This is a genomic window from Streptomyces sp. 17_S59 (assembly GCF_056930295.1).
The window spans coordinates 6,345,012-6,368,041 of record NZ_JBXOWD010000001.1 but is presented as its reverse complement, the minus strand read 5'-3'; the positions used below and the strand labels follow the sequence as shown (position 1 = coordinate 6,368,041).

The window sequence follows — 23,030 nt, the reverse complement described above, 5'->3', positions numbered from 1 at the left end:
CCGCAGCGCGTCCGGGCGGCAACTCAGGCCACGGGCTCGTCCCAGTCGACGCGGTAACCGGTGAGCCAGGCGGAGTCCTCACGCGGGTCGCCGGCCGTGCGCCGGGCCGCCTCGGCCTCGCGGGCGCGCCGGGCCTGCCGGTCGAAGGGGGAGCTGTGGGCCATGGCGGCGCTCATGGCCACGACCTTCTCGACGCGCTCCCGGCGCAGCCGCTCGAAGGCGGCGAACGCCCGGCCGGTGTCGGGGAGGTCGCGCAGGCAGCGGGCGAGGACGACGCCGTCCTCGATGGCCATGGAGGCGCCCTGGGCGGCGTTGGGGGCGGTGGCGTGGGCGGCGTCGCCGAGGAGCACGGTGCGCCCGTCGTGCCAGACGCGGGTGGTGGGGATGTCGTAGCCGTTGAGGGCGACGACCGCGTCGCCCGTGGCGCGTGCGATGGCGGCGGCGGGGGTGCCGTCCCCGTCGAACAGCCCGGCGACACGGCGGCGCCACTCCTCGGGCGGGGTGCCGGCGAGGGCGGCTCTGGGCACTTCCCCGCCGGGGATGTTGGCGAACCAGTAGGTGGTGCCGTCGGGGGCGGTGGTGCAGCCGAAGAAGGCACGGCTGCCGTAGTACATGCGGTAGGTGCGGGGCGGCGCCGGGTGCCCGGTGTCCCGGGTCTCGCCGCAGACGGTGAGCTGGCCGGTGTGGCGGGGCGGGGGCGCCGCGGGGTCGAGGAGGGCGCGGACGCGGGAGTGGATGCCGTCGGCGCCGACGAGGAGGCTTCCCTCGGCGCTCGTGCCGTCCGCGAACGAGGCGACGACCGTGCCGTCGGGCCGGGTGGCGGCGTCGGTCAGGCGCTTGCCGTAGCGGATGGGTATGCCACGGCGGGCGGCCTCGGCGCGCAGGGTGCGGCACAGGGCAGCGCGCGGCAGGGTGCGGACCCCGAGGCCCTCGTCCCGGGAGCCCGCGATGGGCTGCCGTCCCAGCCGGGTGCCGTCCGCGCCGAAGGACTCGACGGTGTCGGCCACGCAGGAGGCCGCGTACACCGGCCCGTCGGCGTCCACGGTGTGCAGGGCGGCCAGGCCGTTGGCGAAGAGGGCGAGGAAGGAGCCGGTGTCGGCGGCGCCCTCCGGATACGCCTCGTAGAGAGTGGAGTCGATCCCGGCCCGCTGGAGGGCCATCGCGGCCACGGGTCCGGCGATGCCGCCGCCGGCGATCAGGGCATGGGCCATGGTGGTGCTCCGTCCCCACACATCCAGTCCGGTCGAACACTTGGCCCCGACGTAACCAGAAGGGGTGGTGCGCGTCCAGTGCACGGATGCCGCGCGGCTACTCCCGCAGCGCGGCGGCCAGGTGCGGCGCGGTGGCGCTCGCGGCGCTCCGCGCCACCTCCTGCGGGGTGCCGGCCGCCACGACGCGGCCGCCCTCCGCGCCCCCGCCCGGCCCCAGGTCGACGACGTGGTCGGCACCCGCCACCACGGCCATGTCGTGCTCGACGACCACGACCGTGTTGCCCGCCTCCACCAGCCCGTGGAGCTGGCCGAGCAGCACCTCGGTGTCGGCCGGGTGCAGCCCCGTCGTGGGCTCGTCCAGGACGTAGAGGGTGTGCCCCCGGTGGGTGCGCTGCAGCTCGGCGGCGAGCTTGATCCGCTGGGCCTCGCCGCCGGACAGCTCGGTGGCGGGCTGCCCCAGCCGCAGATAGCCCAGGCCGACGTCCTGGAGCGTCCGCAGGCTCCGGGCGGCGGCCGGCACATCGGCCAGGAACCGGGCCGCCGCGTCGACGGTCATGTCGAGGACGCCCGCGATGCTCTCGCCCCGGTAGGTGATCTCCAGCGTCCCGGGGTTGTAGCGCGCGCCCCCGCAGGCGGTGCACGGCGCGTACGTGCCGGGCAGGAACAGCAGCTCGACGGCGACGAAGCCCTCGCCCTGGCAGACCTCGCAGCGCCCGCCGACCACGTTGAAGGAGAAGCGCCCGGCGCCGTAGCCCCGGGCCCGGGCCTCGTCGGTGGCCGCGAAGACCTTGCGGACGGCGTCGAACAGGCCCGTGTAGGTGGCCAGGTTGGAGCGCGGGGTACGGCCGATCGGCTTCTGGTCGACGCGGACGAGCCGGTCCACGGCGGCCAGCCCCTCGGCGGCCACCTCGGGCTGCCGCTGCTCCAGATGGGCGGCGACGGTCTCCGCGAGCACCTCGCCCACCAGGGTGGACTTGCCCGAGCCGGACACGCCGGTGACGGCGGTGAAGACGCCCAGGGGGAAGTCCGCGTCGAGACCGCGGAGGTTGTGCCGGGTGACGCCGCGCAGCCGCAGCGCACCGGACGGGGTGCGCGGCGCACGGGCACGGCTCGCGGCGGTCGCGGCCCGGTCCCCGGCGCCGGGGAACACGAACCGGCGGGTCGCCGAGCCCGCCACTTCCGCGAGCCCGGCGACCGGGCCGCTGTAGAGCACCTGCCCGCCGTGCTCGCCGGCCTTCGGTCCGACGTCGACGATCCAGTCCGCGCGGCGCACGACGTCCATGTGGTGCTCGACGACGAACAGCGAGTTGCCCGCGCCCTTGAGCCGGTCCAGCACCTTCAGCAGGGCGGCGCTGTCCGCCGGGTGCAGCCCGGCGGAGGGCTCGTCCAGGACGTACACCACCCCGAAGAGGCCCGAGCGCAGCTGGGTGGCCAGCCGCAGCCGCTGCAACTCGCCCGCCGACAGGGTCGGGGTGGACCGGTCCACGCTGAGGTAGCCCAGGCCGAGTTCGGTGAGCACCTCGATCCGGGCGACGAGATCCCGGGCGAGCGTGGCGGCGACGCCGTCGCCGTCGCGAGCCGGGCGCAGCGTACCGGCCAGGTCGGTGAGCGAGAGCGCGGCCAGGTACGCGATGTCCCGCCCGGCGAAGGTGACCGCGAGCGCCTCGGGCCGCAGCCGCCTGCCCGCGCACACCGGGCAGTCCCTGCCGACCAGGTGCCGCTCGGCCCGGGCCCGCAGCGCGGCACTCTTGGAGTCCGCGAAGGTGTGCAGCACATAGCGGCGGGCGCTCATGTAGGTGCCCTTGTACGGGCGTTGGATGCGCTCGGCGTCCCTGACGGGGTGCACGGTGACGACCGGCTGCTCGTCGGTGAACAGGATCCAGTCGCGGTCCTCCTGCGGCAGCTCGCGCCACGGCCGGTCGACGTCGTGGCCGAGGGCGTCGAGGATGTCGCGGAGGTTCTTCCCCTGCCACGCACCGGGCCAGGCGGCGATCGCGCCCTCCCGGATGGACAGCGAGGGATCGGGGACCAGGGACGCCTCGGTGACCTCGTGGACCCGGCCCAGCCCATGGCACTCGGGGCAGGCGCCGGTCGGCGTGTTGGGCGAGAAGGCGTCGGAGTCCAGCCGCTCGGCGCCCTCCGGGTAGGTCCCGGCGCGGGAGAAGAGCATGCGCAGGGAGTTGGAGAGCGTGGTGACCGTGCCCACGGAGGAGCGCGAGGTGGGCGCGGACCGCCGCTGCTCCAGCGCGACGGCGGGCGGCAGCCCGCTGATCTCCTCGACCTTCGGCGCGCCGACCTGGTGGATCAGACGGCGCGCGTACGGGGCGACGGACTCGAAGTACCGGCGCTGTGCCTCGGCGTAGAGGGTGCCGAAGGCGAGCGAGGACTTGCCGGAGCCGGACACGCCGGTGAAGACGACGAGGGCGTCGCGGGGGATGTCGACGTCGACGGACCTGAGGTTGTGCTCGCGGGCGCCGCGCACGCGGACGTACTGGTCGTGCATCGTTCGATGGTATTTCCCCGCCCGCGCCGGTTTGTGCCCACCCGGGGTCCGGGGGCGGAGCCCCCGGTTACGGGAAGGGGCGGGGCGGGGAAAGGAAAGCCCATGCCCAGCCCCACCCGTACCGCCACCACCCTGTGTACCCTCGCCCTCGCGGCCGCCCTCCTCTCCCCCGCCCCCACCCACGCCGCACCCCACCACCCCCTGCGATTCGCCTCCTGCCCCGCCTCCGTGCCCCACCCGCCCCCACCCGCCCGCGTCGAGTGCGCCACCCTGGGCGTCCCCCTCGACTGGGAGCGGCCCCAGGGGCCGCAGCTGCGGCTGGCCGTCTCCCGGGTCCGCGCCACCGGCACCCCGGCCGAGCGCCGCGGTGTGCTGCTGGTCAACCCCGGCGGGCCGGGCGGTGCCGGGCTGCCGTACGCCGTGGTCAAGCGCGCCCGGCTGCCCGAGCGGGTCCGCCGCGCCTACGACGTCGTCGGTCTCGACCCGCGCGGCGTCGGCGGCAGCTCGCCCGTCGACTGCGGCGCGATGGGCGGCCACTTCACCTCCCCTCGCCCCGACCCGGTCCCCCGCGACGGTGCCGCCGAGCGCGAGCTGCTGGCAGGGCTGGGCCGGCTCGCCGCCGACTGCGCGGCCGGTGCCGGGGCCGCGGCCCTGCCCCACCTCTCGACCGAGGCCACCGCCCGCGACATGGACGCCCTGCGCGCCGCGCTCGGCGAACCGCGCGTCAGCTTCCTCGGCGTCTCCTACGGCAGCTACCTCGGCGCGGCCTACACGGCCCGGTTCCCGCGGCGCACCGGCCGCATGGTGCTGGACAGCGTCGTCCCCCCGTGGGACTGGTTCGACGTCGATCTGCTCCAGGCGGAGGCCATGCTCCGGCAGCGCACGGTCCTGTTCGGCTGGCTGGCCACGCACGAGGACCGCTTCGGGCTCGGCGACGACGGCCCGGAGGTCCGCGAGGCGTACGAGGAGGCCCGTGCCGAACTGGCCGAGCACCCCGTGCACGGCTTCGGCCCGGCCGAGTTCGACCGCGCCGTCTACCGCGCCCTCGCCCACACGGACCGCTGGGCGCGGCTGGGCGACGGGCTGGCCGCGTACCTGCGCGACGGCACGGTGGACGGGCTGCGGCCGACCGCGCCGTTCGACTCCCCGGGCAACCGCAACTACGAGGCCGCGAACCGCATCGTGAAGTGCGCCGACGGGCCCGGCCCGACCCCCGGGCAGGTCGTCGACGGCATCCGCCGGCTGCGCCGGCTCGACCCGCTGCCCGTCCTGACCGGCCTGGAGGCGGCTGTCTGCGCGTACTGGCACCACCGCCCCGCGCACCGCCCGGCCCTCGGCAGCCGCTCGGCACCCCCGGTGCTGCTGGTGGCCTCGGCCCACGACCCGGTCAGCCCGCTCGCGGGCGCCCGTGCCCTGCGCCGCGTCCTCCCCGGCTCCCGCCTGGTGACCCTGGAGGACGACTACTCGCACGGCGTGTTCGCCGGCCGGGGCAACGCGTGCGTGGACGATGCGGTGGCGGCGTACCTGGTGGACGGCACGGTGCCGAGGGCGGACGTGCGCTGCGCGGGCCCCGGGCTGCCCGGGGCCGGGCCGGACCGCAGGGGCGGCGGCGTCCGTTGACGCCCGTGACGCCCGCTGCCGTCTGCCGACGTCCGCCATTCGTGAAGTGTCGATCCGCGCCTACCGCCTCCGCGCGCGGTGTGATAGGGGCATGAAACGCCCATTGCCGACCTTTCCGGCCCCTGCCTTCTCGGGCAGGCTCCACGACGCCCGCACGGCCACGGCGATCGGCCGCTGGCTCGGGCTGGCGGTCGCGGTGTGCTTCGTGACGGGGCTGATGAGCCATTACCAGGAGCAGCCACCCGCCTTCCTGGCGAACTCCCTGCCCAGCCGCCCCGTGTGGGGCTACCGCGTGAGCCAGGGGCTGCACGTGGCGAGCGGCATCGCGGCGGTCCCGCTGCTGCTGGCGAAGCTGTGGACGGTCTACCCGCGGCTGTTCGTACGGCCCGTCCTGCGCTCGATGGGGCACGGGCTGGAGCGGCTGTCGGTGCTGGTGCTGGGGGCCTCGGCCCTCTTCGAGCTTGTCACGGGGCTGCTCAACACCTCGCAGTGGTCCCCGTGGCCGTTCTCGTTCGTGCCGGTGCACTTCGCGGTGGGCTGGCTGCTGTTCGGGGCGCTGGTCCTGCACCTGGCCGTCAAGGCACCGCAGATCAGGGCGCACTGGCGGCGCCGTGCGCTGGCCGATCCCGAGCGCTGGGCCGAGGACAACGCCGACCGACGTGCGCTGCTGGCCTCGGTGGGCACGGCGGTGGCCGCGGTGACCGTCACGACGGTCGGCCAGGCCTTCCCCCCGCTGGCCCGGCTGGACCTGCTGGCGCCCCGCCACCCGGACCGGGGCCCGCAGGGCCTCCCCGTCACCCGGACCGCCGCCCTCGCGGGCGTGACCGAGGAGATGGTGCGCAACTGGCGGCTGCGGGTCGACGGTCCGCGCCCGTACGAGCTGACGCTGGACGAGCTGCGCGCGCTGCCGCAGCAGACGGCGACACTGTCGATCGCCTGCGTCGAAGGGTGGAGCAAGACGGCTGTCTGGACGGGCGTCCGCGTACGGGACCTGCTGGACCGGGCGGGCGCGCCCGCCGACGTCCGGATCCGGGTGACCTCGCTGGAGCAGGACGGCAACCACCGGGTGACGACCATGGCCCACACCCATGCGCGCGACCCGCTCACGCTGCTCGCGCTGCGCCTCAACGGCGAGGAGCTGTCCTACGACCACGGCTACCCCGCGCGCATCATCGCCCCCAACCGGCCCGGGGTGCTGCAGACGAAGTGGATCTCGTCGCTGGAGGTGCTGTGACACCGCTGCGGACCGCCTTCGGGGCGCTGGGCATCGTCATCATGGGGGTGGGCGTCTACTCGCTGCTGTTCGGGAAGGGCGGCACGCACTACCCCTGGTCCGTGGGGCGGTGGATGATCGGGCCGCTGATCGTCCACGACGGCCTGGTGGCGCCGCTGACACTGGCGGCGGGCATCGCCGTCTCCCGGCTGCCCGCCCGGCGCGTGGTGCGGGGCACGCTGCTGGTGGCGGCCTGTCTGACGGCCGTCGCCTCGCCCGCGCTGCTGCGGCCGGGCGCCACCCAGAACCCCTCGGTGCTGCCGCTGGACTACCCGCGCAACTGGGTGCTCACGATGGGGGCGACGTTCGCGGTGGCGGCGGGGCTGGTCGGCGTGCGGTGGTGGCGGCGGGTGCGGCGGCGCCGCGCGCGCAGCTGACACCCCCTCTCCCCTCCCCCGGCGGGACGGTGTTTCCCCGCGAGGATGCGAGGCTTGCGGGATGCAGCAGCAGACACCCCCCGCCCGTGTGCTCGTGGTCGACGACGACCCCACCGTCGCCGAGGTCGTGGCCGGCTATCTCGGCCGGGCGGGCTTCACCGTCGACCGGGCCGCCGACGGTCCCGCCGCGCTGGACCGGGCCACGGCCGCGCGGCCCGATCTCGTCGTCCTCGACCTGATGCTGCCCGGCATGGACGGCCTGGAGGTCTGCCGCAGGCTGCGCGAGCACGGTCCGGTGCCGGTCGTCATGCTCACCGCGCGCGGCGACGAGGAGGACCGCATCCTGGGCCTGGAGGTCGGCGCCGACGACTACGTCACCAAGCCCTTCTCGCCCCGGGAGCTGGTGCTGCGCGTGGCGGCCGTGCTGCGCCGCGCCCGCGCGGCCGGGGCGGCCGGTCCGGGGGCGGCGCCCCCGCTGCGGGCCGCCGGCCTGACCCTGGATCCGGCGTCCCGGCGCGCCACCAGGGACGGCACCGAACTGGCCCTTACCGTGCGCGAGTTCGACCTGCTGGCGTTCCTGCTGCGGCACCCCGGGCGGGCCTGCGGGCGCGAGGAACTGATGCGCGAGGTGTGGGGCTGGGAATTCGGGGACGTGTCCACCGTCACGGTGCACGTGCGGCGGCTGCGGGCCAAGGTCGAGGACGACCCGGCCCGGCCCAGCCTGATCCGGACGGTGTGGGGCGTCGGCTACCGCTTCGACCCGCCCGCGGCGGACGGAGCAGGGACGGACGGAACGGGGCCGGACGGCCGTGCGTGACGTGCTGCTGATCGCCTGCTACGCCCTGCTCGGCGCCGTGGCGGCCGGGCTGCTGGGGGCCGTTGCCCTGCGGGTGCTGCGCCGCCGGTCGGTCGCGGTGTCCCTGGCCGTGGTGGCCGTGGTGTCGGTGACCGCGATGCTGGCCGGGACGCTGGCCGTGGCCCGGGCCATGTTCCTCTCCGCGCACGACCTGACCGTCGTCACGACGGTGTGCGCGATGGCCGCCGTGGTCTCGCTCGCGACGGCGCTGCTGCTCGGCCGCTGGGTGGTGGCCCGCAGCAACGCCCTGACGCGCGCCGCCCGTTCCTTCGGCGAGGACGGCACGTTCGCGGCCCCCGGCGGCGGGGCCACGGCCGAACTCGACGCGCTCTCCCGCGAGCTGGCCGCGACCGGGGCCCGGCTCGCCGAGTCCCGGGAGCGCGAACGTGCCCTCGACGCCTCGCGCCGCGAGCTGGTCGCCTGGATCTCGCACGACCTGCGCACCCCGCTGGCCGGGCTGCGGGCGATGTCCGAGGCACTGGAGGACGGCGTGGCCGAGGACCCCGCGCGCTACCTCCGCCGCATCCGCACCGAAGTGGACCGTATCGACTCCATGGTCGGCGACCTGTTCGAGCTGTCCCGCATCCACGCGGGGGCGCTGCCGCTGAACCCGGCCCGGATCTCGGCGTACGACCTGGTGGACGACGCCCTGGCCGGGGTCGGCCCGCTGGCCCGCGAGCGCGGCGTCCGGCTGACGGGCGACGGCGTCGACGCGGTACCGGTCGAGGCGGACGGCGGGGAGATGACGCGAGTGCTGGGCAATCTGCTGGTCAACGCGGTGCGCCGGACGCCGGCCGACGGGACGGTGACGGTGGCCGCGCGGCAGGAGGAGGACACGGTCGTCCTCTCCGTCACGGACGGCTGCGGCGGCATCCCGGAGGAGGACCTTCCGCGGGTGTTCGACACGGGGTGGCGGGGGTCGGAGGCGCGGACGCGGACGGGGGGTGCGGGGTTGGGGCTGGCGATTGTGCGCGGGATCGTGGAGGCGCATGGGGGTGCGGTGTCGGTGCGGAACGTTGGGGGCGGGTGCCGCTTCGAGGTGGTGCTGCCGCTGGAGTTTTCCCCGATCCCGCCCTTTCCCGAACCAGGGGGCAATTTCAGCCCCTCCGGCGTTTGAGGAGCGGGGGTCCGGGGGCGGAGCCCCCGCCCTGCGGCGGAGCCGCATATCGGAAGCTGCGGGAAGGGGCGGGGTGGGGGAAAGACCCCCCACCCAAAGGGTGGTCACCCCCCAACCCGCTGACGTGATCACGCGTCGTGCGCCACGATGCACCCACCCCTCCGGCCGCGCGGAGCGGGAACCGCCGAAGCGAACGGGATGGCCCATGCCCGACGACGACACCGCCGACCCACTGCGCAGGATCGCCGCAACGATCGACCGGGAGCGGGACCCCTCGTCGCGTACGTGCCTCACCTGCGGCGGCCCGTCCCCCGTCGTCGTCAGCGAGGAGTCCGCGGGCAACAAGCTCCCCGTCATCAGCGTGCGCAAGGAGTGCGCGACCCGCGGCTGCGCCCGGCCCTAACGCACGGCCCTAGCGGCGGGCAGAGGCACGCACCGCCCAGCGGTCCTCGACCTTGGCGATGCGCCAGTAGGCGAGCGCGGCCGCCCACACCACCACGAACAGCCCGACGATGACGAACCCGACGTTGTCGAGGTCGAGTCCGGCGATCCAGCCGGTCACCGGATCCGTCAGGTCCATCTTCTCGTGCAGGACCCCGACCAGCTCGATCGTGCCGATGAGGAAGGCCACGGCGATGGACAGGCCGGTGATGGTGAGGTTGTAGTAGACCTTGCGGACGGGGTTGGAGAACGCCCACTGGTAGGCGAAGTTCATGAACGTGCCGTCGAGCGTGTCGAACAGGCTCATTCCGGCGGCGAACAGCAGCGGCAGGCACAGGACCGCGTACCAGGGCAGGCCGGCCGCGGCCCCGCTGCCCGCCATCACCATCAGCGTGACCTCGGTCGCGGTGTCGAAGCCGAGGCCGAAGAGGAAGCCGAGCGGGTACATCTGCCCGGGCCGGGAGACGGACCGGGTGAGCCGGCCGAGGATGCGGTTCATGAAGCCCCGCGAGTCCAGGTGCTCCTCCAGCTCCGCCTCGTCGAAGCGGCCCTGGCGCATCGCGCGGAAGACCCGCAGAATGCCAGCGAGGGCGACGAGGTTGAGGGCGGCGATGAGGTAGAGGAAGCCGCCGGAGACGGTGGTGCCGACCACGCCGAGGGTCTGGTGGGTGGTGGACTCCTCGTCCATCAGCGTCCCGGCCAGCCGGGTGCCGCCGGCCACCAGCAGCGTCAGGAGGACGACGACGCTGGAGTGCCCGAGGGCGAACCAGAAGCCGACCGACACCGGGCGCTTGCCGTCGGCCATCAGCTTGCGGGTGGTGTTGTCGATCGCGGCGATGTGGTCGGCGTCGAAGGCGTGCCGCATGCCGAGGGTGTAGGCCGTGACGCCGAGGCCGACACCGAAGACCTTGGAGTCGACGGTGTAGTGGTGGGGGACGACGAGCAGGAAGAGCACGCCGAAGGCGACGACGTGCAGGGCGGCTACGACGGCCAGCAGGCCGGCGGTCCGTATCGTGTCCTGGCGCTGCCAGCGGAAGGCGGGCAGCGCGGAGGGCTCAGTTCCGGCAGAACTGCCGGTGGTGGGGGTGGGGGTGGGCAGGGTCATTCGGGGTCACGCTCCAGCACCTCGTGGATGTTCTGTGAGATGCCGTGGCCGGTCTCCTGGCTTACGGGTACACACGCGACCGTCCCGCCTTCCCGGCAGCCGGACGGCGCCAGTGGCTCCGCGCGCCCGTGGGTGGGGCACGCGGCCGGGACGGTAACTCCCCGGTCACAGTGGCGAGGGCCGCTCCGGAATAGGACCACGAGGGTCCGCACCGGTCTTCCCGATCACCACGGCCGGGCCACCTTAACGTCCCGGCCCGCCGCCGGGGGAAAAGAGTGGCAAGTGCCACTTCTTCGCAGGAAGCCGTCCGTGCACGTCAGGAGGGGCCGGTCGGGGCGCCGAGGCGCTCGCCGCCGAAGCCGCGCTCGCCGTCGGACGCCTCCCGCCACCACCGCTCCAGGGCGGCCTGGTCCATGGTGTGCCAGTCGGGCGTCGCCAGGACCTGCGCCCGGCCGAGCCGGCGCGCGAGCCGGACCAGGGCCCGGCCGCTCGGGGTGCGTTCGGCGTCGTACGCCTGCACCGCCTCCGCCCAGGTGCCGGCGGACCGCAGGACGCGTTCCAGGACCGTGGCGTCCTGCAGCGCCTTGGCGGCGCCGCTGCCGGTGTGGGGGCGGGCCACGGCGGCCGCGTCCCCGGCGAGCACGATGCGGCCCTCGCCGTAGTGCGGCACGGCCAGGTCGTACAGGGGCTGGACGGCGGCCGTGGACCGGGGCGTGCAGGCGACGAAGTCCCGCCAGTAGGGCGGGAAGCAGCGTTCGGTCACGGCGGCCCGGTGGGCCAGCAGGTCGTCGGTGACCCTGCCCGGCGGCAGGCTCGTCGGGTCGCGGAGGGCCGCTGCGGTGCCGGGCGGCGCGGAGGTGTACAGCACCCAGTTGGCGGAGACGCCCGTGCCGCCCGGGCCGGGGATGCGGTAGACGATCATGTGGCCGCCGGGGAAGGCGATGTTCGCGGCCTCGCCCTCGGGCCAGGCGGAGCGCGGCTCCGGCAGCGCCTCGGCGGGCACGGTGCCGCGCCAGGCCGGGTAGCCGGCGTAGGCGGGCGCGGTGGCGCTCGTGGCCGCCCGTACCACCGAGCGGTAGCCGTCCGCGCCGACGACCAGGTCGCAGCGGTCCGTCGTCCCGTCGGCGAGGCACAGCGTGACCCCGTCCGGCTCGGGCAGGACCCGTTCGACGGCCGCGCCCTGGCGGTACTCGACCGACGCGGGGATGCGTGCGCGTAACTCCTGCCACAGAGCGCCCCAGTTGTAGGAGCGGAAGGGGAACGGCACGGCTCCCAGCCGTCGTCCGGCGCGCTCCTCGCCGTCGCGGGTGATCCAGGTGCGCCGGGTGAGGGGCACCCATGGCATGGCGGCGTCGGCATATCCGGCCGCCTCCAGCTCGGCGTAGCGGTCGTTGTGGATCGCGAGGCCGACGCCCCGGTCCTGGAGCGCGCCGGCCGCCCGCTCGTAGACCACGACCTCGTCCGCTCCGGCGCGGGTCGCGGCGAGTGCGGCGGCACAGCCCGCGATGCTGCCGCCCACGACGGCGATGCGTCCTCTGCGTCTTCCGGGCATCTCTCTTCCCTTCTTCCACTGGTTCTCCGGTTCCCAGATCTTGACGGTTCGTCGGGCTCACCACCAGTGTTCGCGACACCGCGCAGGTGATGGACGTGCCGGGCGGGCCGGTGTACGAGTGCAGTGGACGACGAGAGGGGCTGCGCCAATGACAGGCACTGCAGGCAGAGGGCACCGGTCCGGCGGGCCGGGGGCGGCGGACCCGAACGTGGGGTTCGTGCGCCGCATCGGGCTGTTCCAGGCCACCGCCATCAACATGAGCCAGATGTGCGGCATCGGCCCCTTCGTCACCATCCCGCTGATGGTGGCCGCCTTCGGCGGGCCGCAGGCGGTCATCGGCTTCGTCGCGGGGGCGGTCCTGGCGCTGGCCGACGGGCTGATCTGGGCGGAGCTGGGGGCGTCGCTGCCGGGTGCGGGCGGCAGCTATGTGTATCTGCGGCAGGCGTTCCAGTACCGCACGGGGAAGCTGATGCCGTTCCTGTTCGTCTGGACGTCGATGCTGTTCATCCCACTCGCGGTGGCCACCGGGGTGATCGGCTTCGTCCAGTACCTCGGCTATCTGTGGCCGGACATGACGCAGACGCAGGGCGATCTGACGGGGCTGGCCCTCATCGCGCTCGTCATCGCGCTGCTGTGGCGCCGGGTGGAGAACATCGCACGGATCACGGCGGTGCTGTGGGGCGTGATGCTCGCCTCCGTCGCCCTGGTCATCGTCGCGGCCTTCACGCACTTCAGCCCCGACCTGGCCTTCACCTACCCGGCGCACGCCTTCGAGCTGACGTCCAATCAGTTCTGGATCGGCTTCGCCGCGGGCCTGACCATCGGCATCTACGACTACGGTGGCTACAACACCGCCGCCTACATGGGTGCCGAGATCAAGGATCCCGGGCGCACCCTGCCGCGCGCCATCGTCTACTCCATCCTCGGCATCATGGCCATCTACCTGCTGCTCCAGGTCGGCACACTGGGCGTGGTCGACTGGCAGGAGATGCTCGATCCCCGCTCCACGGCCTCCTCCTCCGTCGCCTCCGCCGTGCTGGAGAAGACCTGGGGAAAGGGGGCCGCGGACGTGGTCACGGTGCTGATCCTCGTCACCGCCTTCGCCTCGGTCTTCACCGGTCTCCTCGGCGGCTCGCGCATCCCCTACGACGCCGCCCGGGAGAAGGTCTTCTTCCGCCCGTTCGGCACTCTGCACCCCCGCCACCGCTTCCCGGTGCTGCCCCTGGTCACGATGGGAGTCATTGGCTGCGCAGGCTATCTGATCGGCCGTCATACGGATCTGGCGACGCTCATCCAGCTGCTGACGAGCGTGATGGTGCTCGTGCAGGCGCTGGCCCAGATCGCGGCCGTGACGGTGCTGCGGCGGCGGCAGCCGGGGCTGCGGCGCCCGTACCGCATGTGGCTCTACCCGCTGCCGAGCGTGGTGGCACTGGTCGGCTGGCTGGTGATCTACGGCTATGCGGACAAGAACTCGCCGGGGCGGCACCCCATCGAGTGGTCCCTGGCCTGGGTGGGTGCCGGCTGTGTGGCGTTCGTGCTGTGGGCGGCGTACGAGAAGGTGTGGCCGTTCGGGCCCCGCGAGATCAGCGAGGAGTATCTGCACGGACCGGGCGGCGGCCCGGGAACCGACGATCCCGACGCCGATGCCGACCCCGGCGCCAAGGAGCCCGCTCCCCTCTGAGGGGCGCCGGGCGCGGGCGTCTGACGGGGCGTCCGCGCCCGGTGGCGGCGGCCCGGACTCGGGAGGTCCGGCCGAACGGTGATAAAACGGCACCCATGCCCGTGACCACCGCACCTCCCCCGCCCACGCCCGCCGCCCGGCCGCGCAAGCTGCTGTGGCACCGCCTGATATTCGGGCTCTGGTACCGGCCCGTCGAGGTGCTCGACGAGGCACGGGACCGGAGCGTCTGGGGAGCGGCCGCGTTCCTGTCCCTGCTGTGCGGGGCGCTCGGGACGCTGGCCAAGGACTCCTTCTGGCGGCAGTGGGACGTCGGCCCGCTGCTCGCGCTGGAGGCGATGGCCATCGGCTCGGCGGTGATGCTGCTGGCCAGTCTGCTGCTGGGGGCCGCCACCCACGCCATTGCGCGGCGGCTCGGCGGCAACGGCAGGTTCGCCCCGACGACGAGCCTGTTCGTCGTGCTGTTCTGGGCGAGCGACCTGCCCCGGCTGATGCTGGACACCGTGCTGCCGTCCGACTCGGTCCCGGTGCGGCTGGCGGCCTCGGTGACGGCGGCCTTCGGCTGTGCGCTCGCCACGCTGCTGATCCGGGGGCAGCATCATCTGCCGACCCGCAGGGCGGCCGCGTCGGTGGCCATCCAGATGCTCGCGGCGGTGGTCCTGCTGAAGTTCCCGCCCGGCAGCGCCTGATCCGGAGCCGGGACGGCGAAGGCCCGCTCGGTGCGACGGGGGATGCACACCGAGCGGGCTCGAGGACAGTTCTACCTCATCAAGGATGGGTTATGCATCAAAAGCCCGTTCGACTTCCCGCTCACCAGCGCACGGGGAGCGAATTCAAGCCACGTGCCCGGATACTGGGACGCCAGGTCAGCGCCTCCCTCGGAACGTCAAGTTCCAGGTTCTCGAAGCGCTCCAGCAGCACCGCGAGCGCCGTCTCCGCCTCCAGCCTGGCCAGCGGCGCGCCCAGGCAGTAATGGCTGCCGTGCCCCAGCGCCAGGTGTCCCGAGCGCTCCCGCCCCAGGTCAAGGCGGTCGGGGTCGGGGAACTGCCGGGGATCGCGGTGGGCGGAGGCCAGGGACAGCAGCACGGTCTCACCGGCCGGCACGGTCACCCCGCCGATCTCGACGTCCTCCAGCGGAAAGCGCCTGATGGCCAGCGTGACGGGCCCGTCCCACCGGGCGATCTCCTCCACGGCCGCGCCGAGTCCGTCCGGATTCTTTCGCAGCTCGTGCAGCAGCTCCGGATGGTCCAGCAGGGCGAGCACGGCGTTGGCGACGAGGTGGACGGTGTTCTCGTAGCCGGCGAGGAGGATGAGGAACGCCAGCGACGTCAGCTCGTCCGGGGACAGCTCGTCCCCGTCCTCGTCCCGCACCGCGACCAGGTCCGACAGCAGGTCGCCGCCCGGCTCGGCCCGCTTGCGCTCCACGAGCCCGGTGAAGAAGCGCAGCATGTTGCCGATCGCCTCCGCGGCCAGGTGGGGGCGCTCGGGGTCCGGGGCGACCAGGGTGTCCGTCCAGGCCCGGAAGTCCACCCGGTCCGCCCGGTCCACGCCCAGCAGGTCACAGATCACGGTGATCGGCAGCGGACCCGCGTAGGCGGTGACGAGGTCCGCGCGGCCCTCGGCCTCGACGGCATCCAGCAGCTCGTGCGCGATCCTCCGCACGGGAGCGCGGAGTTCCTCCACCCGGGCCGGGGTGAAGGCCCTCGCCACCAGGCGGCGCACCCGGGTGTGGTCGGGTGCGTCCATGTTCAGCAGGTTGGCGTCCAGCGCCGGAGGCAGCGTCAGGCCTGCATAGTTGCCGGGCCGGGCGTTGCGCCTGTCCAGGGAGAGCCGCGGGTCCGCGAGCCCCTGCCGCACGTCCTCGTAGCGGGTCACCAGCCAGGCCGCCCGCCCGTCGGGGCCGGTGATCCGGTGCACCGGACCGGCCTCGCGGAGCACGGCGCACGTGCCGTAGGGGTCTGCCGTCAGCGACGTGACATCCATGGGGCGCATGGCATCCGACTCCGGACCGGTGGCGGGTTGGCGCACCGGCGGTGCCGGATCCGTACGGACCGTCGGTCCGTACGGATCCGGCACCGGCCTGTGTCGCAGGCGGTCTTGACCCCCGTCCAGGGCCGCCTCGTCCACGGGCCGCGCGCCGTCAGGGGCGGCGCGCCGCACTGATGTCCCTCAGTTCGGTGAGCACGGCGTCGACCAGCGGGTCGTGGAAGACGTCCGCGACGCGCGCCAAGTGCTCGTGCTCCTCGGCCGGATCGGCGCTGACGGTCACCACCACGCTGTCCGCATGGGGCACCGGCACGTGTCCGGTGGTCTGGTTGGCCAGGCCGCGGCGCAGTGCCGCGGCCTCCACCACGGCGGCCGCCGTCCGCTCGCCGAGACCGGCGGCGGTGGCCTTCTCCGCGGCGATGTCCAGGGCCGCGGGCTCGACGTGGCGGCGGACGCCGCGCTGGATGTCCCGGATCTCCGCCATCCGCCGGTTGGCCCGCCACTCCAGGTCGGCGAAGGGCCAGCGGGCCGTCCAGCGGGACTCCTCGATCGTGACCTCCGGGGCGTGCGCCGTGACCTCCCGCCACAGCGGCTCCAGTCGGCGCAGCCGGCGCCAGGCGGCCGCCCGGGGGCCGACGGCGGGCAGCGAGAACCCCAGCAGGACCAGCAGCGCGGCCACCGAGGCGCTCATCGGGGCAACGCCGTTGGAGAGCCAGTACACGTCGTGGCCGGCCCAGCTCAGAACGAAGCCGGCCAGCTTGCAGGCGCAGTAGACCAGCCCCAGCCAGCAGCCCGCGGCGAGCGTCCGCAGCCCCTTGGCGAGCCAGGAGCGGCCCAGCCGGACGGCGTAGCGGGGGCAGAGGAAGCCCAGCCCGGCAAGGCTGGTGCCGAAGACGGCCAGGTACAGCACCAGGAAGGCGACCACGCCGGGCGCCTTCGCGTACGCCGTGCTGAAGTCGCGCGGGTGCTCCACCGCGTCGGGGCGCCCGACGGCGAAACAGACGATCGCGGTGGTCCAGGTCACGGCAAGGGCGGCCACCGTGATCCGGGCACGCACGTCCGCGCGGGCGCGGGCCGTCTCGTCGCCGCGGGCGGTCCAGCGCAGCATCAGGACCGTCGCGCCGGACGCGAACAGCACGACGGCGGAGTACAGGAAGACCATGGCGAGGTTGGCGACGCCGGTCAGCCGGTCGAAGGCCCGGTAGACGCTGGGTGCGGAGAACAGGAAGACGATCGGGACGCCGGAGGCCATCAGGGCGGTCAGGCCGAGGTCGGTGTTGTCCCGGTCGCGGAACCAGGCCCGGGCCTTGTAGCCGACGATGGCCCAGGAGACGGCGCTGAAGGCGAGGTAGAGGACGTCAAACACCGCCGCCTCCCGGCCCCTCGGCACCGCTGCCCCGCCCGCTCCCGCCCGGCTCGCCGTCCAGGCCGCGGCGCACGTGCTGGAGCGCCGGGCCGAGGGAGGCGGCGAGCTCCGCGGCCGCGCCGTCGAGCGGCACGTCGTGGCCCGGTGGCGGGGGCACGACCCGCTCCATCAGGAGCGTGCCGAGGATCTCGGTCTCCCGCTCGGTAAGGTTGTCGTAGCAGTGGTGGCGCGCGAGGCCCATCGTCAGCCCCATACGGCGCATGGCGGTGGCCACGTCGACCGACGGCGTCCACACCTTGAGGGCGTCCTCGGTGACGGCGGGGTCCTGGTCGTGGCCCAAGAGCAGGTGGCCGATCTCGTGCAGCACGATGTGGACCTGGTGCCAGGGCGAGGTCTTCTGCTCGTAGACGATCCAGAACGCGTCGTCGGTCGTGGCCGTCATGCCGGAGACGACGCCGTCCAGGCTCATCGGCACCAGGCGGATGGGCCGCCCCACGCGGCCGGCGACGGCATCGCACAGGCCCTGGAGGCCGGTCGACGCGGGCAGGCCCAGCTCACTGATGAGCTGCTTGCACCGCCGCCGTATCCGCCCCACCCGCATACCTGCACCGTCCTCGTCGTCGGTACGCCGCCAGTAAGCGAAGAGCCGGCCCTCCTCCGCGACGACGGTCACGGCCGCTCCTCGCCCCCGGCGCCGGGGGCCGGGTCGGACGGCAGGTTCATCTGCCGCCGGAACTGCGAGATGATCGTGGTCAGGCTGTCCTGCACCTCGGGGGGCAGGCCCACCGAGCGCAGGGCGATCGCCCGGACGCGCTGATCCCTCATGGCGACGAGGAAGCGGACCTCCTCCTCCACCCGCTCGGCCTGCGACTCCGAGAGATCGCCCATCAGATAGCCCACCGGCACGGCGAAGAACTTCGCCAGCGCCCGCAGGACGTCCGGGCTCGGATTGGCGCGCCTGCCGTTGCGCAGCATCGACAGGTACTGCTCGGTGAGCGTGACCTCGCCGTACTCCTCCCCGCGGCTGATCTCCTCGGCCACGTGCCCGTTGGTGTAGGGCGCCCCCGGTGGGTGCATGTTCGCGAAGAGGTAGTTGAGCCGTTGCGCGAGCGGACTGCTCGCCTCACGTGCGGATCCGTCCCCCCCGACTGCCATCTGCCCCGTTCCTTCGAACGCTCGCTGTCGTCGTATCGGTATGACGGGCTCTCACGGCCAGTTAAGTCCTGTCCGGCCGTGAGGGGCATCCTGTCACGCAGGACGGCCGAGCACTAGTCGTTCCGGGTGACGAGTGGGTGAAGGACTTAACCACGGGTTGAGGGACTGGACAGGGCCCCTTCACAACGCCCGTGAAGTCTTGGAGACATCACCGGCCAAAGGTGAAGTCCCTGCCCTGGTAGATGATCCCGCCGTTGCCGGAGATGTTGTTGGTGACCGAGCTGTTGTCGACGGACGGGCTCTCGGCCCGCCGAGCCCACTCCCGGTACTCCGCGGCGAACTGCGCGTCCCGGTACACCTGAGCGAAGATCAGTGCTGCCAGCGCCTGGACCTGCTCCTCGCTGCCCGGGTCGAGCGGCAGCGGCGCGGCCGTGCTCTCGACCTCGCCCTCGTCGGCCGCGCCCCGGCCGAAGGCCCTGCGGACGAGGCCCGTCAGCGAGCCCCAGACCTGACGCCCCGCCTCCGTGCCGACCGACCCCGCGGCCGCCGACACCGCGGTCGTGATCGCGCCCAATGACACCGGATCGACCATCGGTCAACTCCCCACCCTGCAGCCGGATGCCCGGACAGCTCGTACAACTGTCTGTCGGCCACAGGCTACCGCCTGCCACCGACAGCGGTGTTGGGACGTCCTGGTGAATCCTGTCGCGTCGGCGTCTCGCCACACCCCTCCCGGCCGTAGGACGATGACACGCTCGCCTCGTACGCCAGTACCCCCTGTACCACCTCGCGTTGTCAGCGCATCAGGGAGGAACTCATGGACAGTCCCGGACGGGACCCCGGGCGGGGTCACAGACCCTTCGCCATACGCGGCGTCGCCGCCCTGTTCGCCGGTCTGCTGGCGGTACTGACGGCGGCGGCCCTGCCGGGCCGGGCCGCCGCGGCCGCCCCCGCCGGTCCGCGCGCTTCGGCCGCCACGGCCGCCTCGGCGGACGCCTACTGGACCCCCGAACGCATGCAGGCCGCCGTCCCGGCCGCAGGCGCCGCCGAGCGGCGGGCCGCGGGTGCCGGGCCTTCCGATCCCGTGCCGCCCAGCCACCCCTTCGACGGTCTCCCGCAGGTGGGGACGTTCTTCTGGACCGACGGGCACAACACCGGCCGCTTCTGCGGCGGCACGGTCGTCCGCAGCCCGAACCGCGACCTCGTGGTCAGCGCCGCGCACTGCCTGCGCTCGCCGGACCCCAAGAAGCAGTTCTCCTTCGTGCCGCAGTACCACGACGGCCTCAAGCCGCACGGCGTCTTCCCGGTCGAACTGATCTACATCGACCAGCGGTACTACGACCTGGGCACGGACGGCGGCGCACGCTGGGACTTCGCGGTCGTCCGGCTGGGCACCCGCACGGACGGGACCGAGGTCCAGCGCGCCGTCGGCGGCTTCGACCTGGGGATCCGCAGGGGCTACGACCACGACGACGTACGGCTGATCGGCTACCCGGGCAACAGCGACGCCAAGTACCCCAAGCCGATCGACTGCAGCTCGTCCACCCACCGCTACACCAGCACGGATCCGGCCGCGCCCGGTGACTTCCTGGAGATCGCCTGCGCGGGCTACATCGGCGGCACTTCGGGCGGCCCGTTCCTGGTGGAGAGCCGCTGGGGGTACCAGCTGATCGGCGTCATCGGCGGGTACCACACCGGGGGCGACACCCCCGACATCTCGTACAGCTCGTACTTCGGCAAGGACGTGCTCGACCTCTACCTGCAGGCGGTCGAGGGCGATCCGCCCGCCGGACCGGCGGACCGCTGAACGCGCGACGGCGGCATCCCGGACATCCGGGATGCCGCCGTCGGCACAACAGGCGGACTACCCGCGCCGCCTCGGGTGGCGCGTCAGGGTGTAGCCGCCGACGGCCGCGAGCGCGCCGAGGACGGCTCCGCCCACGGTCCAGGCCCAGCGGTCCGACCACCAGCTGCCGTTCCAGCCGTCCTCCGGCTCGGCGACCGCCGCAGCGTGCAGCGGGGCGCCCAGCTCGCCGCCCTCGGCGCGGGCTCCGCCGGAGTCCTTCGCGGTGGCTTCGACCTCCGCCTTCACCGGCAGCCCGAGGTCCCGGTCCGGGACGTCGGCGACGGTGAGCCGGATGTAGTACGCACCGGGCAGCGGGTCGTTGGCCCAGCGCTCGGACCACGGGCGCACGGTGCGCAGCGTGCAGGTCAGCGTCACCGTGGTGTCCTGCGCGGAAGCCCGCTTGGTCGCTTCGCCGGACGTGCATGCCTGGCGGCGGCGGAGCCCGTCGAAGACGTCCAGCTGCCAGGTGGCGGCGCCGTGCCGGGCGGAGGCCTCGGGCAGGGTCACGGTCGCCTTGGCGGTGGGCTCCTGGCCCGCCCCGGCCGGGAACTGCCAGTAGAGGTAGTCGCCGACGGAGGCGTCCGCGGTCGCCTTGTGGCCCTGCTCGATCGGCGTGGCGGTGCGGAAGGCGGTGCCGGCCTCGGTGGGCGCGTCGTCCGCGGCGGCCGTGGTGGCCGAGCCGAACAGGGCCGTGCCGGCCAGCAGCGCGGCGGCCGCCGTGCGCGTGCCGCGCACCAGTCGGGTCACCTTCATCGTTCGCATCACTCGCATCAGTTCTCCCTCCAGACCGCGACGCGCCAGCGGCACAGCCAGCCCCACAGCAGTCCGGCGAGCAGCCCGGTCACGCCGAGCACCGCCAGCAGCACCCAGCCCCGGCCCAGGCCGAAGGCAGCCAGGTCGGAGGGGTTGTCGGGGGACTTCACCAGGTCGACGGCCAGCTCGACCGGCAGGCCGGGCTCACGCTTGACGGAGGGCGGCGCGGAGAAGGAGTTGGAGACCTCCAGGCACACCGTGCGCGGCTTCTTGTCGCCGTCCTTCTTCGCCTTGCCGATCGGATACCGCAGTCCGGCCGCCATCACATCGGTGCGTCCGCTGCCGGCGTCCGTGCCGCGTACGAGTTCCTGCCCGCGGTCGTCCACCGCGCGCACCAGCACTCCGTAGTCCCGGTCCACCGCGCGGTCGGCGGCGACGCTCACCGAGGCGCGCAGCTCCTGGCCCGGCTTCACCTCGACCTTGTACCAGCGGTGCTCGGCGAACTGCTCGTGGTCGGTCCAGATGCCCGCGCCGACCTTGGGCGCGGCCGAGCACTCATTGGCGCCTTCAACGGGCTTGGGCGTCTCGACGGGGGTGTCGGACCGCTTCACCAGCTGCTTGATGCGGCCGGACAGCTCCTTGCGGTGACGCACGGTGGTGTACGTACCGCCGGTGGCCGCGGCGATGCAGCTGAGCTGCTCGCGGGTCTTGTCGTCCTGGGTGAGGCCGAGCGTGTCGACGGTCAAGTGCGTGCCTTTGGCGGCGAGTTCGCGCGCCACGTCGCAGGGGTCGGGCTGGCCGCAGGAGTCCTCGCCGTCGGTGATGAGCACGACGCGGCGGGTGCCGCCGTCCGTGCCCAGGTCCTGGTCGGCGCCGCGCAGCGCGTAGCCGATCGGCGTCCAGCCGGTCGGCTGCAGCCGTGCCACGGCGTTCTTGGCCTCGGTCCGGTTCACAGCGCCCACCGGGTACAGCCGCTCACTGTCCCGGCACCCGATCGCCTTGTCCTCCCCAGCGTACGTCGCTCCCAGCGTCCGGATCCCCAGCCGCACGCCCTCCGGCACGGAGTCGATGACCTCGCCGAACGCCTGCTTGGCCGCAGCCATGCGCGACTGCCCGTCCACGTCCTGTGCATTCATCGAGCCGCTGACGTCGAGGACGAGCTCGACCTTCGGCGAATCCTTCGAGGGCCCGTCGGCGGCATGTGCTGGCACGATGCCCCCGGTCAGGGCGGCGAGCAGAGCACAGGCACCCGCCGCCAGCCGTTTTCTGATGATCATTCAAAGAATCCTAGTAACCGCGGGGGCTCCCACTCAAAACATGTCGGACATCCCCTCGATGACCCGTGTGCCGGTGCGTCGCGTCGGGCCAACGACGCTGCTCGGGCCTCATCTGGACGATCGCCAACTCACACCGCAAACCAAACGGTCGGTTTATGTGCGACGCAGGACGCGGCAAGATCAACTTCTCGCTGGCTGGCGCCCCGGCAACCCTCTCACTCCTTCCGTGCTACTCGAGGTTCACGATGAAGATTGCAGGAAAGGTCGCATCCGTGATTGCGGCCGCGGGCTCCTTGCTGCTCCTGACACCGGCGACCAGCCATGCACCATCAATGGGGCACATCTCCAACCAGAACAGCCAGAAGTGCCTGGAAGTCGAGAACTCCAGCTCTGACAACGGTGCTCAGGTCCAGCAATGGGACTGCGGCGACCAGAGCGGATCCTATTGGTATCTGGAGACAGTTTCCGGAGACCAGATGGAGATCAAGAACGCCTATACCGGCAAGTGCCTTGAAGTGGATAACGGTGACAGCTCCAACGGTGCCCGAGTTCAGGTGTGGGGCTGCAATCGCGCACTCCAGTACCAGCGCTGGACCTTCAGGGGCGGGGTCATCCGTAACGCCGCCACTGGAAAGGTGCTGGAGATAGCGGACTCCGATACCGACAACGGCGCCCGTGCACAGCTGTGGGACTATACAGGCATAGATACACAGCATTGGTCCTGGTGGACTCGCTAATCAAACGAACGAGCCTTACCCATCCAATGAAGGGTAAGGCTCGTTCTTGTTTTGACCCTAGTGGCCCATCACCTGCATGATCGCGAGTTCTTCAGGCCAGCGGCCCGGAATCAACCCCCGCCGGTTTAACCCAGAAAACGTACCGCATGTGTGCCCGACGACGTATGGCAAAGCCGC

21 protein-coding genes and 1 riboswitch are annotated in these 23,030 nt (G+C 73.1%); of the genes, 10 read left to right on the top strand and 11 right to left on the bottom strand.

The window, feature by feature from the left end; genetic code table 11:
• Positions 1-23: 23 nt before the first annotated feature.
• Both AC1Z4A_RS28810 and AC1Z4A_RS28805 read right to left on the bottom strand, forming a co-directional pair.
• Positions 24-1,211: an FAD-dependent monooxygenase gene (locus AC1Z4A_RS28810; protein ID WP_483682789.1), complete on the bottom strand. Its 1,188-nt coding sequence runs from the start codon at positions 1,209-1,211 to the stop codon at positions 24-26.
• A 97-nt stretch (positions 1,212-1,308) separates the two neighbouring features.
• Entirely contained in the window at positions 1,309-3,714 is a 2,406-nt protein-coding gene (locus AC1Z4A_RS28805; RefSeq protein ID WP_483682788.1) for an excinuclease ABC subunit UvrA, read from the bottom strand.
• A 102-nt stretch (positions 3,715-3,816) separates the two neighbouring features.
• On the opposite strand from AC1Z4A_RS28805, the gene AC1Z4A_RS28800 reads away from it, so the two are divergent.
• The 6 genes from AC1Z4A_RS28800 (at position 3,817) to AC1Z4A_RS28775 (ending at position 9,360) form a co-directional block, all read left to right on the top strand.
• The gene (locus AC1Z4A_RS28800; protein WP_483682787.1) at positions 3,817-5,334 is read left to right on the top strand and encodes an alpha/beta hydrolase; all 1,518 of its coding nucleotides are present in this window, start codon (positions 3,817-3,819) and stop codon (positions 5,332-5,334) included.
• Positions 5,335-5,425: 91 nt separating this feature from the next.
• Positions 5,426-6,568: a molybdopterin-dependent oxidoreductase gene (locus AC1Z4A_RS28795; protein WP_483682786.1), complete on the top strand. Its 1,143-nt coding sequence runs from the start codon at positions 5,426-5,428 to the stop codon at positions 6,566-6,568.
• The gene (locus AC1Z4A_RS28790) at positions 6,565-6,984 is read left to right on the top strand and encodes a hypothetical protein (RefSeq protein ID WP_483682785.1); all 420 of its coding nucleotides are present in this window, start codon (positions 6,565-6,567) and stop codon (positions 6,982-6,984) included. Before AC1Z4A_RS28795 ends, AC1Z4A_RS28790 begins: the two co-directional genes overlap by 4 nt.
• Positions 6,985-7,045: 61 nt before the next feature.
• A complete protein-coding gene (locus AC1Z4A_RS28785) occupies positions 7,046-7,801 on the top strand; it encodes a response regulator transcription factor (RefSeq protein ID WP_483682784.1) in 756 nt (251 codons plus the stop codon).
• Entirely contained in the window at positions 7,794-8,957 is a 1,164-nt protein-coding gene (locus AC1Z4A_RS28780) for a sensor histidine kinase (protein WP_483682783.1), read from the top strand. Before AC1Z4A_RS28785 ends, AC1Z4A_RS28780 begins: the two co-directional genes overlap by 8 nt.
• Before the next feature lie 205 nt (positions 8,958-9,162).
• Positions 9,163-9,360: a hypothetical protein gene (locus AC1Z4A_RS28775; protein WP_483682782.1), complete on the top strand. Its 198-nt coding sequence runs from the start codon at positions 9,163-9,165 to the stop codon at positions 9,358-9,360.
• Positions 9,361-9,369: 9 nt separating this feature from the next.
• On the opposite strand, the gene nicT is transcribed toward AC1Z4A_RS28775, so the two are convergent.
• Both nicT and AC1Z4A_RS28765 read right to left on the bottom strand, forming a co-directional pair.
• A complete protein-coding gene (nicT, locus tag AC1Z4A_RS28770) occupies positions 9,370-10,503 on the bottom strand; it encodes a Nickel transporter NicT (RefSeq protein ID WP_483682781.1) in 1,134 nt (377 codons plus the stop codon).
• A 29-nt stretch (positions 10,504-10,532) separates the two neighbouring features.
• Positions 10,533-10,750, bottom strand: a riboswitch (cobalamin riboswitch).
• A gap of 69 nt (positions 10,751-10,819) precedes the next feature.
• The gene (locus tag AC1Z4A_RS28765; protein WP_483682780.1) at positions 10,820-12,055 is read right to left on the bottom strand and encodes an FAD-dependent monooxygenase; all 1,236 of its coding nucleotides are present in this window, start codon (positions 12,053-12,055) and stop codon (positions 10,820-10,822) included.
• A gap of 148 nt (positions 12,056-12,203) precedes the next feature.
• Here AC1Z4A_RS28765 and AC1Z4A_RS28760 point away from each other — a divergent pair, with 148 nt between their 5' ends.
• Positions 12,204-13,736, top strand: coding sequence for an APC family permease (locus AC1Z4A_RS28760; RefSeq protein ID WP_483682779.1), 1,533 nt, complete (start codon positions 12,204-12,206; stop codon positions 13,734-13,736).
• A 95-nt stretch (positions 13,737-13,831) separates the two neighbouring features.
• Entirely contained in the window at positions 13,832-14,422 is a 591-nt protein-coding gene (locus AC1Z4A_RS28755) for a YIP1 family protein (RefSeq protein WP_483682778.1), read from the top strand.
• 121 nt (positions 14,423-14,543) lie between these two features.
• Here the strand turns inward: AC1Z4A_RS28755 and AC1Z4A_RS28750 are convergent, their stop codons facing one another.
• From AC1Z4A_RS28750 to AC1Z4A_RS28730, 5 genes are all read right to left on the bottom strand, one after another.
• Positions 14,544-15,725, bottom strand: a complete 1,182-nt coding sequence (locus AC1Z4A_RS28750; RefSeq protein ID WP_483682777.1) for a cytochrome P450 family protein — start codon at positions 15,723-15,725, stop codon at positions 14,544-14,546.
• 148 nt (positions 15,726-15,873) lie between these two features.
• Complete coding sequence (locus AC1Z4A_RS28745; RefSeq protein ID WP_483682776.1) at positions 15,874-17,085, bottom strand: MAB_1171c family putative transporter; 1,212 nt, start codon at positions 17,083-17,085, stop codon at positions 15,874-15,876.
• Complete coding sequence (locus AC1Z4A_RS28740) at positions 17,078-17,758, bottom strand: hypothetical protein (protein ID WP_483682775.1); 681 nt, start codon at positions 17,756-17,758, stop codon at positions 17,078-17,080. The genes AC1Z4A_RS28745 and AC1Z4A_RS28740 overlap by 8 nt, the downstream gene beginning before the upstream one ends.
• Positions 17,755-18,240, bottom strand: coding sequence for a helix-turn-helix domain-containing protein (locus AC1Z4A_RS28735; protein ID WP_483682774.1), 486 nt, complete (start codon positions 18,238-18,240; stop codon positions 17,755-17,757). Before AC1Z4A_RS28735 ends, AC1Z4A_RS28740 begins: the two co-directional genes overlap by 4 nt.
• A gap of 208 nt (positions 18,241-18,448) precedes the next feature.
• Positions 18,449-18,832, bottom strand: a complete 384-nt coding sequence (locus tag AC1Z4A_RS28730; protein WP_483682773.1) for a hypothetical protein — start codon at positions 18,830-18,832, stop codon at positions 18,449-18,451.
• A 225-nt stretch (positions 18,833-19,057) separates the two neighbouring features.
• Between AC1Z4A_RS28730 and AC1Z4A_RS28725 the strand changes: the two genes are divergently transcribed.
• Positions 19,058-20,047, top strand: coding sequence for a trypsin-like serine peptidase (locus AC1Z4A_RS28725; protein ID WP_483682772.1), 990 nt, complete (start codon positions 19,058-19,060; stop codon positions 20,045-20,047).
• 57 nt (positions 20,048-20,104) lie between these two features.
• Here AC1Z4A_RS28725 and AC1Z4A_RS28720 read toward each other — a convergent pair whose 3' ends face one another.
• Together AC1Z4A_RS28720 and AC1Z4A_RS28715 are read right to left on the bottom strand one after the other, a co-directional pair.
• On the bottom strand, positions 20,105-20,857 hold the full coding sequence (locus AC1Z4A_RS28720) for a hypothetical protein (RefSeq protein WP_483682771.1): 753 nt from the start codon (positions 20,855-20,857) through the stop codon (positions 20,105-20,107).
• Positions 20,857-22,116, bottom strand: coding sequence for a VWA domain-containing protein (locus AC1Z4A_RS28715; protein WP_483682770.1), 1,260 nt, complete (start codon positions 22,114-22,116; stop codon positions 20,857-20,859). The genes AC1Z4A_RS28720 and AC1Z4A_RS28715 overlap by 1 nt, the downstream gene beginning before the upstream one ends.
• A 245-nt stretch (positions 22,117-22,361) precedes the next feature.
• On the opposite strand from AC1Z4A_RS28715, the gene AC1Z4A_RS28710 reads away from it, so the two are divergent.
• Positions 22,362-22,853 (top strand): RICIN domain-containing protein, encoded by a 492-nt coding sequence (locus AC1Z4A_RS28710; RefSeq protein WP_483682769.1) that lies wholly within the window; start codon positions 22,362-22,364, stop codon positions 22,851-22,853.
• Positions 22,854-23,030 lie beyond the last annotated feature (177 nt).

Excerpts from the sequence above, each read along its gene's own strand:
- AC1Z4A_RS28795 (WP_483682786.1), top strand. The coding sequence starts at position 5,426 with ATGAAACGCCCATTGCCGACCTTTCCGGCCCCTGCCTTCTCGGGCAGG.
- AC1Z4A_RS28710 (WP_483682769.1), top strand. The coding sequence starts at position 22,362 with ATGAAGATTGCAGGAAAGGTCGCATCCGTGATTGCGGCCGCGGGCTCC.
- AC1Z4A_RS28765 (WP_483682780.1), bottom strand. The coding sequence starts at position 12,055 with ATGCCCGGAAGACGCAGAGGACGCATCGCCGTCGTGGGCGGCAGCATC.
- AC1Z4A_RS28725 (WP_483682772.1), top strand. The coding sequence starts at position 19,058 with ATGGACAGTCCCGGACGGGACCCCGGGCGGGGTCACAGACCCTTCGCC.
- AC1Z4A_RS28805 (WP_483682788.1), bottom strand. The coding sequence starts at position 3,714 with ATGCACGACCAGTACGTCCGCGTGCGCGGCGCCCGCGAGCACAACCTC.
- AC1Z4A_RS28720 (WP_483682771.1), bottom strand. The coding sequence starts at position 20,857 with ATGCGAGTGATGCGAACGATGAAGGTGACCCGACTGGTGCGCGGCACG.
- AC1Z4A_RS28755 (WP_483682778.1), top strand. The coding sequence starts at position 13,832 with ATGCCCGTGACCACCGCACCTCCCCCGCCCACGCCCGCCGCCCGGCCG.
- AC1Z4A_RS28735 (WP_483682774.1), bottom strand. The coding sequence starts at position 18,240 with ATGGCAGTCGGGGGGGACGGATCCGCACGTGAGGCGAGCAGTCCGCTC.
- AC1Z4A_RS28775 (WP_483682782.1), top strand. The coding sequence starts at position 9,163 with ATGCCCGACGACGACACCGCCGACCCACTGCGCAGGATCGCCGCAACG.
- AC1Z4A_RS28750 (WP_483682777.1), bottom strand. The coding sequence starts at position 15,725 with ATGCGCCCCATGGATGTCACGTCGCTGACGGCAGACCCCTACGGCACG.
- nicT (WP_483682781.1), bottom strand. The coding sequence starts at position 10,503 with ATGACCCTGCCCACCCCCACCCCCACCACCGGCAGTTCTGCCGGAACT.
- AC1Z4A_RS28785 (WP_483682784.1), top strand. The coding sequence starts at position 7,046 with ATGCAGCAGCAGACACCCCCCGCCCGTGTGCTCGTGGTCGACGACGAC.
- AC1Z4A_RS28760 (WP_483682779.1), top strand. The coding sequence starts at position 12,204 with ATGACAGGCACTGCAGGCAGAGGGCACCGGTCCGGCGGGCCGGGGGCG.
- AC1Z4A_RS28730 (WP_483682773.1), bottom strand. The coding sequence starts at position 18,832 with ATGGTCGATCCGGTGTCATTGGGCGCGATCACGACCGCGGTGTCGGCG.
- AC1Z4A_RS28810 (WP_483682789.1), bottom strand. The coding sequence starts at position 1,211 with ATGGCCCATGCCCTGATCGCCGGCGGCGGCATCGCCGGACCCGTGGCC.
- AC1Z4A_RS28800 (WP_483682787.1), top strand. The coding sequence starts at position 3,817 with ATGCCCAGCCCCACCCGTACCGCCACCACCCTGTGTACCCTCGCCCTC.
- AC1Z4A_RS28715 (WP_483682770.1), bottom strand. The coding sequence starts at position 22,116 with ATGATCATCAGAAAACGGCTGGCGGCGGGTGCCTGTGCTCTGCTCGCC.